Source organism: Klebsiella sp. WP4-W18-ESBL-05, assembly GCF_014169075.1.
GTDB classification, from domain to species: domain Bacteria; phylum Pseudomonadota; class Gammaproteobacteria; order Enterobacterales; family Enterobacteriaceae; genus Kluyvera; species Kluyvera ascorbata_B.
The window spans coordinates 267,187-284,413 of record NZ_AP022057.1; the positions used below are offsets into that span (position 1 = coordinate 267,187).

Here is a 17,227-nt window from a genome sequence, read left to right on the forward strand (position 1 = left end):
CGAAGGGCTTTTGTAAAATAAGGGATTGACGAGGGCGGGGCGCAGCAGTAAGATGCGCCGCATTCGGTGATTGGCGCAGCCTGGTAGCGCACTTCGTTCGGGACGAAGGGGTCGGAGGTTCGAATCCTCTATCACCGACCAAATTAGAAAAAGCCGCTCAATGAGCGGCTTTTTTGCATCTGTAGCCCGGACAGAGGATGAGAATCTCCGGGGGTAAGAGGTTCGACCCGAGCGCAGCGAGAGAACGTTGCGTCAGCAACGGCCCGCAGGGCGAGCCACGAAGTGGCGAGTTATCCTCTATCACCGACCAAATTAGAAAAAGCCGCTCAATGAGCGGCTTTTTTGCATCTGTAGTCTGTAGGCCGGATAAGGCATTCATGCCGCCATCCGGCAACAACCTCCCATTCGGCCCGCTCTTCGCCGCAAACTCTTAACCTGTTTGTTCACAATTCTGTGACATATTCCATTGTATTTTTATATGCATAGCGGGATCTTTTTTCACGCTGCTTATGGGTAACCTCAGCATTTTCACCTGTGCGTTTTAACGTTCGCGGCATTAATCGCTCAGATAATCAGCATATCGAAAGAAATTTTTCTCATTATGGCTAATTGTTAATCACTGAATGTTGCAAATTATTAAGTGGATAACTCTGCCTTATTGCCCGTAGCATAAATTTCTCTGCTGAAAATAGCGCTTCGGGGTTTTTTTAATCTTTGCCCATCCATTCTCACCTTCAATACAAATCCCGGTTAACTGTATTGACGTTTTCACATTCTGTTGACAGATTGTAGGGCATGAGGGGCATTTCATGGAGAATCCGCGCTGCAACTCAGATGTTCCAGTGAAAGGAATCCCGCCTCTACTACGCATCGACCAAGCCGGGTAAAAAATAAATAAGGCCAGGCGGTGTAACCCAATGCAAAGGGTAAAAACAACACATATCACATTGGAGCAGAATAATGAGTATTTCCTTGAAGAAGTCAGGGATGCTGAAGCTGGGCCTCAGCCTGGTCGCGATGACCGTTGCTGCCAGCGTACAGGCCAAAACCCTGGTTTATTGTTCAGAAGGCTCGCCGGAAGGCTTTAACCCACAGCTCTTTACGTCTGGTACCACCTATGATGCCAGCTCCGTACCTATTTATAACCGTCTGGTTGAATTCAAAACCGGTACCACGGAAATCGTCCCGGGTCTGGCTGAGAAATGGGACATCAGCCCGGACGGCAAAACCTATACCTTCCACCTGCGTCAGGGCGTGAAGTGGCAGGACAATAAAGACTTTAAACCGACGCGTGATATGAACGCCGACGATATCGTCTTCTCCTTCGACCGTCAGAAAAACGCACAAAACCCGTACCACAAAGTCTCTGGCGGCAGCTATGAATACTTCGAAGGTATGGGCCTGCAAGACCTGATTAGCGAAGTGAAAAAAGTCGACGATAACACCGTCCAGTTCGTGCTGACTCGCCCGGAAGCGCCGTTCCTGGCTGACCTGGCGATGGACTTCGCGTCTATTCTGTCCAAAGAATATGCTGACAACATGCTGAAAGCCGGCACGCCGGAGAAAGTTGACCTGAACCCAATCGGTACCGGTCCATTCCAGCTGCAGCAATACCAGAAAGACTCGCGTATTCTGTACAAAGCGTTCCCGGGCTACTGGGGCACCAAGCCGCAGATCGACCGTCTGGTCTTCTCCATCACGCCTGACGCGTCCGTGCGTTATGCCAAGCTGCAGAAGAACGAGTGCCAGGTGATGCCGTACCCGAACCCGGCCGACATCGCGCGCATGAAAGAAGACAAGAGCATCAACCTGATGGAACAGGCTGGCCTGAACGTGGGTTACCTCTCCTTCAACACCGAGAAAAAACCGTTTGATGACGTGAAAGTGCGCCAGGCGCTGACCTACGCGGTCAACAAAGAAGCGATCATCAAGGCCGTTTATCAGGGCGCTGGCGTAGCCGCGAAAAACCTGATCCCGCCAACCATGTGGGGCTATAACGACGACGTCAAAGACTACAGCTACGATCCGGAAAAAGCCAAGGCGCTGCTGAAAGAAGCGGGTCAGGATAAAGGCTTCACCGTTGAGCTGTGGGCGATGCCGGTACAGCGTCCGTACAACCCGAACGCGCGCCGTATGGCGGAGATGATTCAGGCTGACTGGGCGAAGATCGGCGTGCAGGCCAAAATCGTCACCTACGAGTGGGGCGAATACCTCAAGCGCGCGAAAGCGGGCGAACACCAGGCCGTGATGATGGGCTGGACCGGCGACAACGGGGATCCGGATAACTTCTTCGCGACGCTGTTCAGCTGCGCGGCAGCGAAAGACGGCTCTAACTACTCTCGCTGGTGCTACAAGCCGTTTGAAGACCTGATTCAGCCGGCACGTGCGACCGACAACCACGAGAAACGCGTTGAACTGTACAAGCAGGCGCAGGTGGTGATGCACGATCAGGCTCCGGCGCTGATCATTGCACACTCCACCGTATACGAGCCGGTGCGTAAAGAAGTCAAAGGCTATGTGGTTGACCCGTTAGGTAAGCACCACTTCGACAACGTATCTATCGAATAATAAAGACGACGCCTTAACAGGCAGCGCATGCTTCCTGCCCCCCTTGGGGTGGGAAGCCGCGCCGTATCTGCGCCTCTCGCGTTTGGCGAGGGCGGCAGATTTGTGAGCAATACAGACGGCCTGTGACCAGGCGGGACGTCATTAGAGAGAATCAGGGTTATGTTGCAGTTCATCCTCAAACGGTTGGGTCTGGTGATCCCAACGTTTATCGGTATCACCCTCCTTACGTTTGCCTTCGTGCATATGATCCCCGGCGATCCGGTGATGATTATGGCCGGCGAGCGTGGTATTTCCCCTGAGCGCCATGCCCAGCTTCTGGCCGAACTCGGCCTGGATAAGCCGATGTGGCAACAGTACCTCCACTATATCTGGGGCGTACTGCACGGTGACTTAGGCATTTCATTAAAGAGCCGACTCCCGGTGTGGGATGAGTTCGTGCCGCGCTTTAAAGCGACGCTGGAACTCGGTATTTGCGCCATGATTTTCGCCGTCGCCGTGGGGATTCCGGTGGGCGTACTGGCTGCGGTTAAACGCGGCTCTATCTTCGATCACACCGCCGTTGGCCTTGCGCTGACCGGCTATTCCATGCCGATTTTCTGGTGGGGCATGATGCTGATTATGCTGGTGTCGGTTCACTGGAACCTGACGCCGGTATCCGGGCGCGTGAGTGACATGGTGTTTCTCGACGACTCAAACCCTTTGACCGGCTTTATGCTGATTGATACCGCCATCTGGGGGGAAGAGGGCAACTTTATCGACGCGCTGGCGCATATGATTCTGCCCGCCATCGTGCTGGGGACCATTCCGCTGGCGGTGATCGTGCGTATGACGCGCTCCTCGATGCTGGAAGTGCTGGGCGAAGACTACATCCGTACCGCGCGCGCCAAAGGGCTGACCCGCATGCGTGTGATTATCGTCCACGCGCTGCGCAATGCCATGCTGCCGGTTGTCACCGTTATCGGTCTGCAGGTCGGCACGCTGCTGGCAGGCGCAATTTTGACGGAAACCATCTTCTCCTGGCCGGGTCTGGGTCGCTGGCTGATTGATGCCTTGCAGCGCCGTGACTATCCGGTAGTGCAGGGCGGCGTGCTGCTGGTGGCGACGATGATTATTCTCGTCAACCTGCTGGTAGACCTGCTGTACGGCGTGGTGAACCCGCGCATTCGTCATAAGAAGTAAGGGGCCGTCATGTCACAAGTTACTGAGAATAAAGCACCGGTGCCGATGACCCCGTTACAGGAATTCTGGCACTACTTTAAACGCAATAAGGGCGCGGTCGTTGGCCTGGTGTACGTGGTCATCGTGCTGTTTATTGCCATTTTCGCCAACTGGATTGCGCCGTATAACCCGGCGGATCAGTTCCGCGATACGCTGCTAGCGCCACCTGCATGGCAGGAGGGCGGCTCGTGGGCACACTTATTTGGTACCGATGATGTGGGGCGTGACGTACTGTCGCGGCTGATGTACGGCGCGCGCCTGTCGCTGCTGGTCGGGTGCCTGGTGGTTGTCCTGTCGCTGATCATGGGGGTCGTTCTTGGGCTGGTTGCCGGTTATTTCGGCGGGCTGGTCGATAACATCATTATGCGCGTCGTCGACATCATGCTGGCGCTGCCAAGCCTGCTGCTGGCGCTGGTGCTGGTGGCCATCTTCGGCCCATCAATTGGTAACGCCGCGCTGGCGTTGACGTTTGTGGCCCTGCCGCACTACGTTCGCTTAACCCGTGCTGCCGTGCTGGTGGAAGTGAACCGCGACTACGTTACGGCCTCACGCGTCGCGGGCGCTGGCGCAATGCGCCAGATGTTCGTCAATATTTTCCCGAACTGCCTTGCGCCGCTGATTGTTCAGGCCTCGCTCGGTTTCTCTAACGCCATTCTCGATATGGCTGCCCTCGGCTTCCTGGGGATGGGCGCACAGCCGCCCACGCCGGAATGGGGCACCATGCTCTCTGACGTTCTGCAGTTTGCGCAAAGCGCCTGGTGGGTCGTGACCTTCCCGGGGCTGGCAATCCTGCTGACGGTGCTGGCATTTAACCTGATGGGTGACGGTCTGCGTGACGCGCTCGATCCCAAACTGAAGCAGTAAGAGGTTCGAGATGGCGTTATTAAATGTAGATAAATTATCGGTGCACTTCGGCGATGAAGGCACACCGTTTAAGGCCGTGGATCGCGTGAGCTATAGCGTGAGCCAGGGGGAAGTGGTCGGTATCGTCGGTGAGTCCGGCTCCGGTAAATCAGTCAGCTCGCTGGCGATTATGGGGCTGATTGATTACCCGGGCCGCGTAATGGCGGAAAGCCTGCAGTTCAACGGCCAGGATCTGAAACGAATCTCTGAGAAGGAGCGTCGTAACCTGGTCGGTGCCGAAGTGGCGATGATCTTCCAGGATCCGATGACCAGCCTGAACCCGTGCTACACCGTCGGCTTCCAGATTATGGAAGCCATCAAGGTGCACCAGGGCGGTAATAAGAAAACCCGCCGTCAGCGGGCGATTGATCTGCTCAACCAGGTCGGTATTCCGGATCCGGCCTCGCGTCTGGACGTTTATCCGCACCAGCTTTCCGGTGGGATGAGCCAGCGCGTGATGATCGCGATGGCGATCGCTTGCCGTCCGAAGCTGCTGATTGCCGATGAACCGACGACCGCGCTGGACGTCACCATCCAGGCGCAGATCATCGAGCTGCTGCTTGAATTGCAGCAAAAAGAGAATATGGCGCTGATCCTGATTACTCACGATCTGGCGCTGGTGGCCGAAGCGGCGCACAAAATTATCGTCATGTATGCCGGTCAGGTGGTGGAGACGGGCGCCGCCAGCGATATCTTCCGCGCGCCGCGCCATCCGTATACTCAGGCCTTGCTGCGCGCGCTGACGGAGTTTGCTCAGGACAAAGCGCGTCTGGCTTCCCTGCCGGGCGTGGTGCCGGGTAAGTACGACCGCCCGAATGGCTGTCTGCTCAACCCGCGCTGCCCGTATGCCACGGAAAAATGCCGCAGCGTAGAGCCTGAGCTGAACACCGTTGACGGTGCTCGCCAGTCGAAATGTCACTATCCACTCGATGATGCCGGGAGGCCCACACTATGAGTACGCACGAGGCCACCTCGCAGCAGCCGCTGCTGCAAGCCATTGACTTGAAAAAACACTACCCGGTGAAGAAGGGCATGTTTGCCCCGGAACGGCTGGTGAAGGCGCTGGACGGCGTCTCCTTTACCCTCGAACGCGGTAAAACGCTGGCGGTGGTGGGGGAATCCGGCTGTGGTAAATCCACTCTGGGTCGCCTGTTAACGATGATTGAAGTGCCGACCGGCGGTGAGCTGTATTACCAGGGGCAGGACTTGCTCAAGCACGACCCGCATGCGCAAAAGCTGCGCCGGCAGAAGATCCAGATTGTGTTCCAGAATCCGTACGGTTCCCTGAACCCGCGTAAAAAAGTGGGACAGATTCTGGAAGAGCCGCTGTTGATTAACACCCCGCTCAGCAAAGAGCAGCGTCGTGAAAAAGCGCTGGCGATGATGGCGAAGGTGGGTCTGAAAACCGAGCACTACGATCGCTATCCGCATATGTTCTCCGGCGGTCAGCGCCAGCGTATTGCTATCGCCCGCGGTCTGATGCTGGATCCGGATGTGGTGATTGCCGATGAACCGGTGTCCGCACTCGACGTTTCCGTGCGCGCGCAGGTGCTGAACCTGATGATGGATTTGCAGCAGGATCTGGGGCTGTCCTATGTTTTTATCTCCCACGACCTGTCGGTGGTAGAGCATATTGCTGATGAAGTCATGGTGATGTACCTGGGCCGCTGCGTGGAGAAGGGGAGTAAGGATCAGATCTTCAATAATCCACAGCACCCGTACACCCAGGCGCTGTTGTCGGCAACGCCGCGTCTGAATCCGGACGAACGTCGTGAGCGCATTAAACTCACCGGCGAGCTGCCAAGCCCGCTTAACCCGCCGCCGGGCTGCGCGTTTAACGCCCGCTGCCGCCGCCGATTTGGGCCATGTACACAGCTCCAGCCGCAGTTGAAAGATTATGGCGGTCAGCTGGTGGCGTGTTTCGCCGTCGATCAGGATGAAAATCCGGAAAAAAGCCTCTAACTTGCTATAGACGCAGTATCAGGGCCGCAGGGGTAAAACTCTGCGGCCTTTTTCGTTTTCGGGCGCAATTCTGAAAGTGAGCGGGTGGCGACGAGCGACGGGACGGTTTGCAGTAGTATCGGACATAAGCCGGGTCTTCCCGGTGAGGCGCAATGTTGCGGGGGCTTGATCCCCGGCGGCATACGTTGCTGGAAAGAGAAAGCCCCCGCACGTTGACGGGTATAAACCGGCAGCATAACGAGGGCCATTCACTTGCTAGACAACAAGAGGATAGCCGCGAACCGTTGCCATTGCAATGCAGACGGTTATATGACGCTCAATGAGGCGTTATTACTTGCGGTAGTGACGTCCATCGTCGGCCCGATTGTGGTCGCGCTGGTTCGTTATTTCTTCAAGTTCTAACCTGACGGGGCGTTATGGCTGCTGTAATGGCAACATGCGCCCGAACCGGGCCGCAGGGGTAAAACTCTGCGGCCTTTTTCGTTCTCGGGCGCAATTCTGAAAGTGAGCGGGTGGCGGCGAGCGACGGGACGGTTTGCAGTAGTATCGGACGTAAGCCGGGCCTTCCCGGTGAGGCGCAATGTTGCGGGGGCTTGATCCCCGGCGGCATATGTTGCTGGAAAGAGAAAGCCCCCGCACGTTGTTTGGTTTTAACCTGGCAACTTACGAGGGCATCCACATCTCTTCACAAAGACAGGATAGCCGCGAACCGTTGCCATTGCAACGCAGGCGGTTATATGACGCTCAATGAGGCGTTAGCACTTGCGGTGGTGACTTCCATCGTCGGCCCACTGGTAGTGGCGCTGATTCGTCACTTCTTCAAGTTCTAACCTGACGGGGCGTAGTGGCTGCCGCAGTAGCAACATGCGCCCGAACCGGGCCGCAGGGGAAACTCTGCGGCCTTTTTCGTGAGGTGCATCGGCCGGGGGTACATCACTTGACCGGGCCATGTGGTTATTGCGGGTACGGCACCCAGGCACCGCCGTTCAGGCGAACGTACGGTTTACCCTGGTATTGCACTACGACCGCGTTGGAGTTCTCCGAAACGGCGGCGGTTTGCGGCAGATTGCTAGTGAATGCCGACCAATCGACGCTGTCTTCGGTGAAGATTTTGCCGTCTACCGCACGGGCTACCAGCTCGGAAATGGCGAGATAGCTGCTTGGTTGGCTGATGTCGATAGCGGTTCCCTGATGTGGGGCCTTCATGCCAAAGAACTTGATGGCGGCCGGGACGTGAGTAATCGACGGGCTCGGAATATCGCGCAGACCGGAAACCTGCATTTTATCGCCCTGTAGCGCAGCGCCGTGTTCTGGCACGACCACCACCATCACTTTACGACCCGATTTCTCCAGTTCGGTAAAGAAGGCATCCAACTCGTCAAACAGCTTCTGCCCGCGAGCCTTATAGTCGGCCGTTTTGCTCTGCCCCGGGTAGTGGTTACCGTCGTGCAGCGGCAGAATATTATAGAAGGTCGCAGAGCGTCCGCCTGGTTTGATATCCGGCGACTGCATCCAACGGTTGAGAACCGCCAGGTCGTCGTACACCGGCGAGCCGTCGAAGGACAGTAGGTTGACCGGCAGTTTGCTCTGATCCATCAGCGGGCTCTGCATACCGCCATTTTCACGCACTTCCTTGAGGAAATCGCCGAATACGCCGTTGTGATCCAGCATCAGATGCTGCGTGAAGCCCAGCTTCGACAGATTATCGAACAGGTAGCACTGATTGCCCGCAGGCTGATACAGGCTGGTGTGCGACGGCTGGCCGCAGCAGGCGAATCGCCGCCGGACCGCTGTAGGACGTTGCGGAGTTAAAGTTGCTAAAGCGAATATCAAAGTGCGACCACAGCGGGTGCTGCATCAGGGCCGCGGCTTCGAGGTCAGAGTTTGCCAGTGAGCAGATGTTGATCACCAGTAGGTCAAACGGCTGGGCATCTTCGGGCAGTTGTGCCGGGAAGGCCGTCGCGCGTTTGCTTTCCGACGCATAAAAACTATTGAGCCAGGCGTTGAGATTGTCAGACGTCGGCGCTGCCGTTTGTGCTGGGATATCGGCGCTGGTTGCCGCGCTGCTGGCCGCAGCGGCCGGGGCGGAACCGGCGGGAGCCGCGGAGGCGGAGGCGCTGCTGCTGCTTTCCCCGGTCGGCCACAAGCTAAAGGACGGGCCTACCAGGGTGCTCAGGTTAATCCATACCATGGCGGCAACCACGAAGACCGTTATGCGGATCCATTGATTGAGGAATAGCCACGCCACCAGCAGCACAAAGAATGCGCCAACCATCTGCCAGTTAATAAAGCGGGTGATCAGGTCCCAGATATAGTCAGCGCTGAAGCCCGCAATCTGCGAGCCCTGGCTCATAATGCTTTCCGGCCCCGGCAGCCAGGTATCGTGCCAGAACAGCGCAATACCGATCGGGATGGCAATCCACTGCCGCCAGCGGTGCAGCCGGCTATTGGGCAGTGGGAACAGCAGGAAGGCCATAAAAACCAGGTTCTGCATGGCGTGAAAATTGAGGTATCCCGCCCACAGCAGGCCAAACTTGACCAGGAAATAGAAGTTCCAGCCGGACAGACCCCGCCAGTAGTGCCAGGATGAGGACGGTGTAGCGGCGGCGTTTTGCGTCGATTTAGTCATTTTTTGATTTTGCCCTGACGGCCAGATCGCGGCGTAATACGCCTACCGGCTTAACATAACGGGGTTTAAGAAACAGCAAACGGAAGGTGTTTTCAATACGATGTTGATGATGGCGCACCAGGTACCCCAGCGGGAAAAAGAACAGCGCGCATAGCACAACCAGTTGAACAATATCGCTTATCGACATCATGACGATTTCTCTTCGGTATCGGCGGACAAACGATGAGGTTCTGGGTAGCGTCGCCAGCTATTACCTTCGTAGGTCGCGTTAATCACATTTTTGGGTTTCGGCGCTAAATCAAGCGGCTGGGTCCACCGTTCCGGCGTGACCTCACGCATCATCAGTAACTCGGAGGCAATCTGCTTATCTTCAAACCAAATCATACGGTTCGAGAAGATATCGCCGGTAGGCAGCGGGAAAATATGGTTCAGCGCCGTATCAAGATCGTTGACCCGACAGAAGGGTAAAAACATCACCAGCCGCCGGTCGGCAATGGTCACGATATCGCCCATGCGGTGAGGCCGGCACAGGGTCAGCACCTGTTCGACGCGCAGCCCTGGCGCAGGACGCAGCGCGACCATCACACCTTTGCTGTCCGCGGGCAGCAGCGTGTTATTAATCACCTTCTGTACCGAATCGCAGAATACATCCCACTTCTGATAGCCCTTAAGCTTCAGCGGCTCCGTATTGGCCAATAAGGTGGTGAGGTCTTCGGGAACGTGACGATTGAACTGCTGTGTTTGCACGCTTTCAATTAACGTCAGGCTCCGCGACAGCGGCGCGCTGGCAGAAATGACCAGGTTAGCGCCGCAGCTGAGCAGCAGACGTTCGTCGGTAGCGCGCAGGCTTGGCGTGGTTTCACGGGTGATGATTTTTAATGCGCTGCCGCGTTGGCGACGGAGGGTATGAATATAATGGGCAAGCTGTTCCACCTGGCTATTCTGGCGGAGTGAGAATATGACCGTGGCGGCCTGCGCCGTGCGCGCAGCATTAAATACCGCGTCGTTGGTATCGAATAACGTCCAGTGTTCAGAAAGCGCTGGCGCCCCTTCAAGAATATCGATGTTACTCAATACTTGTTTTTCATCGCTGCGCGGTTGAACGTTTGCGACCTCGTCTTGCGCTAAATGCCAGCCGTTGTCATTCTGTTTAATTAAAAGCTGTTGACGAGCGCTAACGCCTTTTTCATTCGCCCAATAAGATATATCCAGAAGTTGACTATCACCCTGGTAACGTAAATTCGCAAGTCCGGAAAGAGATCCGTATCCCCCTAACAAAAGCGAAGTCAGAGCGTCCGCATTGTTGCCGGGGTTTAGAACTAAGAGAGTGCAATGGTAGTATTTAGCCCATCGTTGAGATTTGTTTATCCAATCGATGAGTTTTTCACCTGATATATCCTCCCAGGCATTGTGAGAGCATAAAAGTATAACGAAATAATCTTTTGGTTCGAGCGTACAGAGCAAATCGCGGCGCATAAAGTCTAGACCATTCTGGCTATTATGCATGGCGAAAAGCGAAATTTTTTTCGGGCCAGCATTTTCCTTTAACGCTATGAGCTCGTTAGGATTTTCTCCCATACTCACCACGGCGACTTTGGCCGAGTCGGCCTGTGCGCTGAGCGTCTGGTTCAGCAGACTCACGGCATCTTCATGGCGGTCAGTATTCACCCACCACACGCCACCCGCAGGCATATGACTCACTTCATCCCACAGTGACTGGATACCAATAGAAAATATGGGGTTCATCGTGTCCCTCTTATCGACGAAAATCCTGAGTATAAGTTTACTAGTGTCATCGCTAGAATAAACCTAATATTGAAATTAAATAGCATCAGATTTAGCATGTATACTCTAAATAATTCGAGTTATCGTCAGGCGATAAGTGAGTAAATCCCCTGAAAATTGCATAACTATGTGGCTGGAATGAGTAAAAACGGACGGGCTCATCTGCCATCTGAAGTATGATCAGTATAAACGAATTTCATGGAAAGGTTGCCATTCAACAGATGTGGTGCGTTCGTACTTTGATTTCAGAGGGAGTAAACAATGCCAGATAACGAAACGACGACATCCGTTGATTCGGAGCTCGGATATACTTTCCAGAACGATTTTCTCGCGCTTAGCCGGGCTTTCTCTCTACCTAATATAGATTACACTGATATTTCCCAGCGTGAAAAATTAGCTGCGGCGTTTAAGCGTTGGCCGCTGCTATCAGAGTTTGCAGAACAAAAAGCCGAACAAAAATAAGGAAGCCTCATGGCTATTCTGGGATTACAGGGCGTGCGAGGTGGTGTAGGCACAACGTCAATCACGGCGGCCCTGGCGTGGTCATTGCAACTGCTCGGGGAGTCGGTGCTGGTCATTGACGCTTGCCCTGATAATATGCTGCGCCTGTCATTCAACGACGATATCGCTCGTGAAAGCGGCTGGGCGCGTGCGACGCTGGACGGCCAGGACTGGCGGGATGCTGCGCTGCGCTATACCGCGCAAATCGACATACTGCCGTTTGGCAAACTGCGCGCGGGAGAGCAGCAGCATATTGCGGCGCTGGGCGAAACGCTGGCTATCGTGACGACGCTTGCGCAAACGCTGGAGCGTGAAGGGCGCTATCAGTGGATCCTGATTGACCTGCCGTACGGATTCTATCCGTGGATGCCTGCGCTGGTTGAAGCCTGTCACTATACGCTGACCGTCGTCAAGCCTGATGCCAACTGTCATATTCGTCTGCATCAGCAGGTGTTTCCGCAGAATACGCACATTCTTATCAATGACCTGCGCGTTAACAGCCAGCTACAGGAAGACCTCTACCAGGTGTGGCTACAAACGCAGCGTCATCTGTTACCTATCGTGGTTCATCGCGACGAAGCGATGGCTGAGAGCCTGGCGAGCAAGCAGCCGCTGGGTGAGTATCGTCACGACTCGCTTGCTGCCGAAGAGATGATTACCCTCGCGAACTGGTGTTTGATGCACTATGCCGGCCATCGCCCTGCGCAAGAGAGCGAATCATGATTCGCCTTGGCCGCGTGATTTTTGCTCCGCCGGTCTATGCGCGTCTGCGTGAGCGTTACGTCGGCTATCGGCGCGCCGGTGCGTCCTGGCTTGCCGCAACGCTGGCCTGTTGGTGGACGGGCCTGGCGTGGATTTTCCTGCCGCTGGAGAACCCGTGCTGGCAGGCATTGAGCGCGCGACAGGACGAACTGTTCCCGCATATTAATTTTGCGCGCCCGCGGCCGTTAGATCCGCTGCGCTTTATGCTACAGGCATTCTGGCTTATTGCCAGTAAACCGCCGCAGACGCGTAAACCCATCAGCTGGCGGCCATTCGCGAGCGTAGGACGCCTGCGCGAGCGTTACAACCAGTGGGCGGATGCGCTTCCTGGCCGCGTCAATGCGCAAACCGACCATCTGGACCATAAAAAGGAGCTGGCGCACCTCAATCCGAAGCTGCGCCAGTTTATTCTCGGCGTCGTGGTCGGGCTGTCGCTGCTGCTGGCGCTGGTATGCATTACCCAACCGTTTAACCCACTGTCTCAGTTTATTTTCCTGTTGCTGCTGTGGGGCGTGGCGCTGCTGGTACGCCGCATTCCCGGTCGTTTCTCCGCGCTGATGCTGATTGTGCTATCGCTGACGGTTTCCTGCCGCTATATCTGGTGGCGCTATACGTCTACGCTGAACTGGAACGATCCGGTGAGCCTGGTGTGCGGACTGATTCTGCTGTTTGCGGAAACCTATGCCTGGATTGTGCTGGTGCTGGGCTATTTCCAGGTTGTCTGGCCGCTGAACCGCCACCCGGTGCCGCTGCCGAAAGACATGAACGCATGGCCGACCGTCGATATTTTTGTCCCGACCTACAACGAAGATTTGAACGTGGTGAAAAATACCGTTTACGCGTCGTTGGGCATCGACTGGCCGAAAGACAAAGTGAAAATCTGGATCCTCGACGATGGCGCGCGTGAGGAGTTTCGTCAGTTCGCCAAAGATGTTGGCGTTGAATACGTCGCGCGTGCCACGCATGAACATGCAAAAGCCGGGAACATCAACAATGCGCTGAAGCTGGCGAAAGGTGAGTTTGTCTCTATCTTCGACTGTGACCACGTGCCGACGCGCTCGTTCCTGCAAATGACCATGGGCTGGTTCCTGAAGGACAAAAAGCTGGCGATGATGCAGACGCCGCACCACTTCTTCTCGCCGGATCCGTTCGAGCGTAACCTGGGGCGCTTCCGTAAAACGCCGAACGAAGGCACGTTGTTCTATGGCCTGGTCCAGGACGGTAACGACATGTGGGACGCCACCTTCTTCTGCGGCTCCTGTGCGGTTATTCGTCGTAAACCGCTGGATGAAATCGGCGGTATCGCCGTCGAGACGGTCACCGAAGATGCGCACACCTCGCTGCGCCTGCACCGCCTTGGCTACACCTCCGCCTATATGCGTCTACCGCAGGCGGCGGGGCTGGCGACGGAGAGCCTGTCGGCGCATATCGGCCAGCGAATCCGCTGGGCGCGCGGAATGGTGCAGATTTTCCGCCTCGATAACCCGCTGTTGGGCAAAGGACTGAAGCTGCCGCAGCGGCTTTGCTACCTTAATGCGATGTTCCACTTCTTATCGGGAGTGCCACGGCTGATCTTCCTGACCGCACCGCTGGCCTTCCTGCTGCTGCACGCCTACATCATCTATGCGCCTGCGCTGATGATCGCCCTGTTCGTGCTGCCGCACATGATTCACGCCAGTCTGACCAACTCGAAAATTCAGGGCAAATACCGCCACTCGTTCTGGAGTGAAATCTATGAAACGGTGCTGGCGTGGTATATCGCGCCCCCCACCATGGTGGCGCTGTTCAACCCGCATAAAGGTAAATTCAACGTTACCGCCAAGGGTGGGCTGGTGGAGGAAGAGTACGTCGACTGGGTTATCTCGCGGCCGTATATCTTCCTCGTGTTGCTAAACCTGGTCGGCGTGGCGTTTGGTATCTGGCGCTATATGTATGGCCCGGAGAACGAGGTTCTCACCGTGTGGATCAGCCTGATATGGGTGTTCTATAACCTGATTATTCTTGGCGGCGCGGTGGCCGTGTCGGTGGAAAGTAAACAGGTTCGCCGCTCACATCGCGTGGAGATCAAAATGCCGGGCGCGATTGCTCGCGAAGATGGTCACCTGTTCTCCTGTACGGTGCACGACTTCTCTGACGGTGGCGTAGGCATTCGCATTAACGGCGACGCGCAGGTGCTGGAAGAGCAGAAGGTGAATCTGCTGCTTAAACGCGGCCAGCAGGAATACGTCTTCCCAACGCAGGTCGTGCGCGTACTGGGCAGCGAAGTCGGGCTTAAGCTGCTGCCGATGAGCACGCGTCAGCATATTGATTTTGTACAGTGTACCTTTGCGCGCGCGGATACGTGGGCGCTGTGGCAGGACAGCTTCCCGGAAGACAAACCGCTGGAAAGTTTGTTCGATATTCTGAAGTTAGGCTTCCGTGGTTACCGTCATCTGGCCGAGTTTGCGCCGCCGGTGGCGAAGGAAATTTTCCGGTCGCTCACCTTGCTGGTGGCGTGGGTGGCCTCGTTTGTACCGCGTCGTCCGGAACGTGAGGCGGCTCTCGAGCACCCGCTATCGGCTTTGGCTCAACAATAATGATGATTATGCGATGAAAAGAAACCTTTCCTGGATTTGTGCAGTGGCGATGGGCATGGGCAGTTTACTGCCGCTCACGACGTATTCAGCACCGACGACTGATGTGTCGGTTGCGCCGTCCGTTCAGCAGGATGCGGCGGCTCCAGTAGCCGATACGGCACCCGTCGTCGTGCAAGATGCGCCGACTCGTGACGTTAAGCTGTCTTTCGCTCAGATCGCGCCGCCGCCGGGAAGTATGGTGCTGCGCGGTGCTAACCCGGATGGCGGAATCGAGTTTGGCATGCGCAGCGACGAAGTGGTGTCGAAGGCGCTGCTCAATCTGATTTACACGCCGTCGCCGTCGCTGCTGCCGGTCACCTCGCAGCTGAAGGTTTATCTGAACGATGAGCTGATGGATGTGCTGCCGGTTACCAAAGAGCAGCTGGGCAAAAAGGTCACGGCGCAGATTGCCGTCGATCCGCTTTACATCACCGATTTTAACCGCGTGCGCCTCGAGTTTATTGGCCACTATCGCGACGTGTGTGAAAACCCGGCAAACACGACCGTCTGGCTGGACGTCGGGCGCAGCAGTTCGCTGGACTTAACCTATCAGTCGCTGAAGGTTCGCAACGATCTGTCGCATTTCCCGGTGCCGTTCTTTGACGCCCGCGATAATCGTACGCTGGATCTGCCGATGGTCTTCGCCGCATCGCCTGACCTGCAGCAACAGCAGGCTGCGGGGGTTATTGCCTCCTGGTTCGGCGCGAAAGCCGGCTGGCGCGGTCAGAGCTTCCCGGTGCTGTACAACACGCTGCCGGAGCGCAGCGCGATCGTCTTTGCCACGAACGATCGTCGCCCGGATTTCCTGCGCGATCATCCGGCGGTGAAGGCGCCGACGATCGAAATGATCGACCATCCGAACAATCCGTACCTGAAGCTGCTGGTGGTCTTCGGGCGTGATGATAAAGACCTGCTGAAAGCGGCGCAGGGGATTGCGTCAGGCAACATTTTGTTCCGTGGCAATAGCGTGACGGTGGACGATGTGAAGCCGCTGCAGCCGCGCGTGCCTTACGATGCGCCGAACTGGGTGCGCACCGACCGTCCGGTGACCTTTGGCGAGCTGAAAACCTACGAACAGCAGCTTCAGTCCAGCGGTCTGGAGCCTGCATCTATCAACCTGTCGCTGAATCTGCCGCCGGATCTGTATCTGCTGCGCAGCACCGGCATCGATATGGATCTGAAGTACCGTTACACCATGCCGCCGGTCAAAGACAGCTCGCGCATGGATATCAGCCTCAACAACCAGTTCTTACAGTCGTTTAACCTGGACAGCACTCAGGACGTCAACAAACTGTTGCTGCGTCTGCCTATTCTGCAGGGTTTGCTGGACGGTAAAAACGACGTCAGCATTCCGGCGCTGCGTCTGGGGGCCATGAACCAGCTGCGCTTTGACTTCCAGTATATGAACCCGATGCCTGGCGGCTCGGTCGATAACTGCGTGACCTTCCAGCCGGTGCTGAATCATGTGGTTATCGGCGACGACTCCACCATTGACTTCTCCCAGTACTATCACTTCCTGCCGATGCCGGATCTGCGTACTTTTGCTAACGCGGGCTTCCCGTTCACTCGTATGGCTGACCTGTCTGATACGGTGATTGTGATGCCGAAGACGCCGTCTGAAGCGCAGGTTAGCACCTTGCTGAATACCGTTGGCGTGATTGGCGGCCAGACCGGTCTCGCCGGGACCGGCATGACCATCGTGGATGACGGCAGCCAGATTAAGGATAAAGACGCCGACCTGCTGCTGATTGGCTCTATTCCGCAGCAGCTGAAGGATGACAAACACGTTGACCTGCTGGTGAACGCCACCCAGAGCTGGGTGAAAACGCCGGTGCGCCACAACGATCTGCCGAGCATCTACCTGGATGCGGATGACCGCCAGCCAAGCGTGAAGACGGGGATTACATCCGACGGTCCAATGGCGGCCATCGTCGGCTTTGAATCACCGTATTACAAACAGCGCAGCGTCGTCGCGCTGCTGGCCGACAGCAGCAGCGGCTACAGCCTGCTGAACAGCGCGCTCAACGACAGCGGCAAACGAGCGGCGATGTTCGGTTCGGTGTCGGTGATTCGTGAATCGGGCGTCAGCAGCCTGCGCGTGGGCGATATTTACTATGTAGGGCACCTGCCGTGGTTTGAACGCGTTTGGTTCGCGCTCTCCAACCATCCGGTGCTGCTGGCTATCTTTGCGGCGATCAGCATTGTGCTGCTGGCATGGGTACTGTGGCGTCTGCTGCGTATCATCAGCCGTCGTCGTCTGGATCCAGAAGACGAGTAAGCCACA

General features: G+C 56.2%; 11 protein-coding genes, 1 tRNA gene, 1 other RNA gene and 1 pseudogene. 11 read left to right on the plus strand and 3 right to left on the minus strand.

Translation table 11 applies throughout. The features are described from left to right. The first annotated feature begins 64 nt into the window (after positions 1 to 64). From H7R58_RS01290 to dppF, 7 genes are all read left to right on the plus strand, one after another. Positions 65 to 141, plus strand: a tRNA-Pro gene (locus H7R58_RS01290). A 35-nt stretch (positions 142 to 176) separates the two neighbouring features. Next, positions 177 to 310: non-coding RNA, RtT sRNA (locus H7R58_RS01295), on the plus strand. 650 nt (positions 311 to 960) lie between these two features. Continuing rightward, positions 961 to 2,568, plus strand: a complete 1,608-nt coding sequence (gene dppA / locus H7R58_RS01300) for a dipeptide ABC transporter periplasmic-binding protein DppA (RefSeq protein ID WP_106925020.1) — start codon at positions 961 to 963, stop codon at positions 2,566 to 2,568. A 159-nt stretch (positions 2,569 to 2,727) separates the two neighbouring features. Beyond that, positions 2,728 to 3,747, plus strand: coding sequence for a dipeptide ABC transporter permease DppB (gene dppB / locus H7R58_RS01305; RefSeq protein ID WP_064541180.1), 1,020 nt, complete (start codon positions 2,728 to 2,730; stop codon positions 3,745 to 3,747). Between the two features lie 9 nt (positions 3,748 to 3,756). Then, positions 3,757 to 4,650 carry a dipeptide ABC transporter permease DppC gene (dppC, locus tag H7R58_RS01310; RefSeq protein ID WP_106925021.1) on the plus strand — a complete coding sequence of 298 codons (894 nt, stop codon included), beginning with the start codon at positions 3,757 to 3,759 and terminating at the stop codon, positions 4,648 to 4,650. A gap of 10 nt (positions 4,651 to 4,660) precedes the next feature. Next, on the plus strand, positions 4,661 to 5,644 hold the full coding sequence (gene dppD, locus H7R58_RS01315) for a dipeptide ABC transporter ATP-binding protein (RefSeq protein WP_182934572.1): 984 nt from the start codon (positions 4,661 to 4,663) through the stop codon (positions 5,642 to 5,644). After that, on the plus strand, positions 5,641 to 6,651 hold the full coding sequence (gene dppF / locus H7R58_RS01320; RefSeq protein WP_106925023.1) for a dipeptide ABC transporter ATP-binding subunit DppF: 1,011 nt from the start codon (positions 5,641 to 5,643) through the stop codon (positions 6,649 to 6,651). Before dppD ends, dppF begins: the two co-directional genes overlap by 4 nt. A gap of 954 nt (positions 6,652 to 7,605) precedes the next feature. On the opposite strand, the pseudogene bcsG reads toward dppF, so the two are convergent. The 3 genes and pseudogenes from bcsG to bcsE all read right to left on the minus strand — a co-directional run bounded on the left by bcsG (position 7,606) and on the right by bcsE (position 11,026). After that, a pseudogene (gene bcsG / locus H7R58_RS01325) lies at positions 7,606 to 9,280 on the minus strand (cellulose biosynthesis protein BcsG). Next, positions 9,273 to 9,470: a cellulose biosynthesis protein BcsF gene (gene bcsF / locus H7R58_RS01330; protein WP_106925025.1), complete on the minus strand. Its 198-nt coding sequence runs from the start codon at positions 9,468 to 9,470 to the stop codon at positions 9,273 to 9,275. Before bcsF ends, bcsG begins: the two are co-directional and overlap by 8 nt. Further along, positions 9,467 to 11,026, minus strand: coding sequence for a cellulose biosynthesis protein BcsE (bcsE, locus tag H7R58_RS01335; protein WP_182934573.1), 1,560 nt, complete (start codon positions 11,024 to 11,026; stop codon positions 9,467 to 9,469). The genes bcsF and bcsE overlap by 4 nt, the downstream gene beginning before the upstream one ends. A 300-nt stretch (positions 11,027 to 11,326) precedes the next feature. On the opposite strand from bcsE, the gene bcsR reads away from it, so the two are divergent. Genes bcsR through bcsB form a run of 4 tightly spaced genes read left to right on the plus strand, consistent with a single transcriptional unit; the run spans position 11,327 to position 17,221 of the window. Continuing rightward, complete coding sequence (gene bcsR, locus H7R58_RS01340; protein WP_106925027.1) at positions 11,327 to 11,527, plus strand: cellulose biosynthesis protein BcsR; 201 nt, start codon at positions 11,327 to 11,329, stop codon at positions 11,525 to 11,527. 9 nt (positions 11,528 to 11,536) lie between these two features. After that, a complete protein-coding gene (gene bcsQ / locus H7R58_RS01345; protein WP_182929855.1) occupies positions 11,537 to 12,289 on the plus strand; it encodes a cellulose biosynthesis protein BcsQ in 753 nt (250 codons plus the stop codon). After that, positions 12,286 to 14,904 (plus strand): UDP-forming cellulose synthase catalytic subunit, encoded by a 2,619-nt coding sequence (bcsA, locus tag H7R58_RS01350; protein WP_182929856.1) that lies wholly within the window; start codon positions 12,286 to 12,288, stop codon positions 14,902 to 14,904. The genes bcsQ and bcsA overlap by 4 nt, the downstream gene beginning before the upstream one ends. A gap of 13 nt (positions 14,905 to 14,917) precedes the next feature. Next, positions 14,918 to 17,221 (plus strand): cellulose biosynthesis cyclic di-GMP-binding regulatory protein BcsB, encoded by a 2,304-nt coding sequence (gene bcsB / locus H7R58_RS01355; protein ID WP_182929857.1) that lies wholly within the window; start codon positions 14,918 to 14,920, stop codon positions 17,219 to 17,221. Positions 17,222 to 17,227: the final 6 nt, after the last annotated feature.

Excerpts from the sequence above, each read along its gene's own strand:
- dppA (WP_106925020.1), top strand. The coding sequence starts at position 961 with ATGAGTATTTCCTTGAAGAAGTCAGGGATGCTGAAGCTGGGCCTCAGC.
- dppB (WP_064541180.1), top strand. The coding sequence starts at position 2,728 with ATGTTGCAGTTCATCCTCAAACGGTTGGGTCTGGTGATCCCAACGTTT.
- dppC (WP_106925021.1), top strand. The coding sequence starts at position 3,757 with ATGTCACAAGTTACTGAGAATAAAGCACCGGTGCCGATGACCCCGTTA.
- dppD (WP_182934572.1), top strand. The coding sequence starts at position 4,661 with ATGGCGTTATTAAATGTAGATAAATTATCGGTGCACTTCGGCGATGAA.
- dppF (WP_106925023.1), top strand. The coding sequence starts at position 5,641 with ATGAGTACGCACGAGGCCACCTCGCAGCAGCCGCTGCTGCAAGCCATT.
- bcsF (WP_106925025.1), bottom strand. The coding sequence starts at position 9,470 with ATGATGTCGATAAGCGATATTGTTCAACTGGTTGTGCTATGCGCGCTG.
- bcsE (WP_182934573.1), bottom strand. The coding sequence starts at position 11,026 with ATGAACCCCATATTTTCTATTGGTATCCAGTCACTGTGGGATGAAGTG.
- bcsR (WP_106925027.1), top strand. The coding sequence starts at position 11,327 with ATGCCAGATAACGAAACGACGACATCCGTTGATTCGGAGCTCGGATAT.
- bcsQ (WP_182929855.1), top strand. The coding sequence starts at position 11,537 with ATGGCTATTCTGGGATTACAGGGCGTGCGAGGTGGTGTAGGCACAACG.
- bcsA (WP_182929856.1), top strand. The coding sequence starts at position 12,286 with ATGATTCGCCTTGGCCGCGTGATTTTTGCTCCGCCGGTCTATGCGCGT.
- bcsB (WP_182929857.1), top strand. The coding sequence starts at position 14,918 with ATGAAAAGAAACCTTTCCTGGATTTGTGCAGTGGCGATGGGCATGGGC.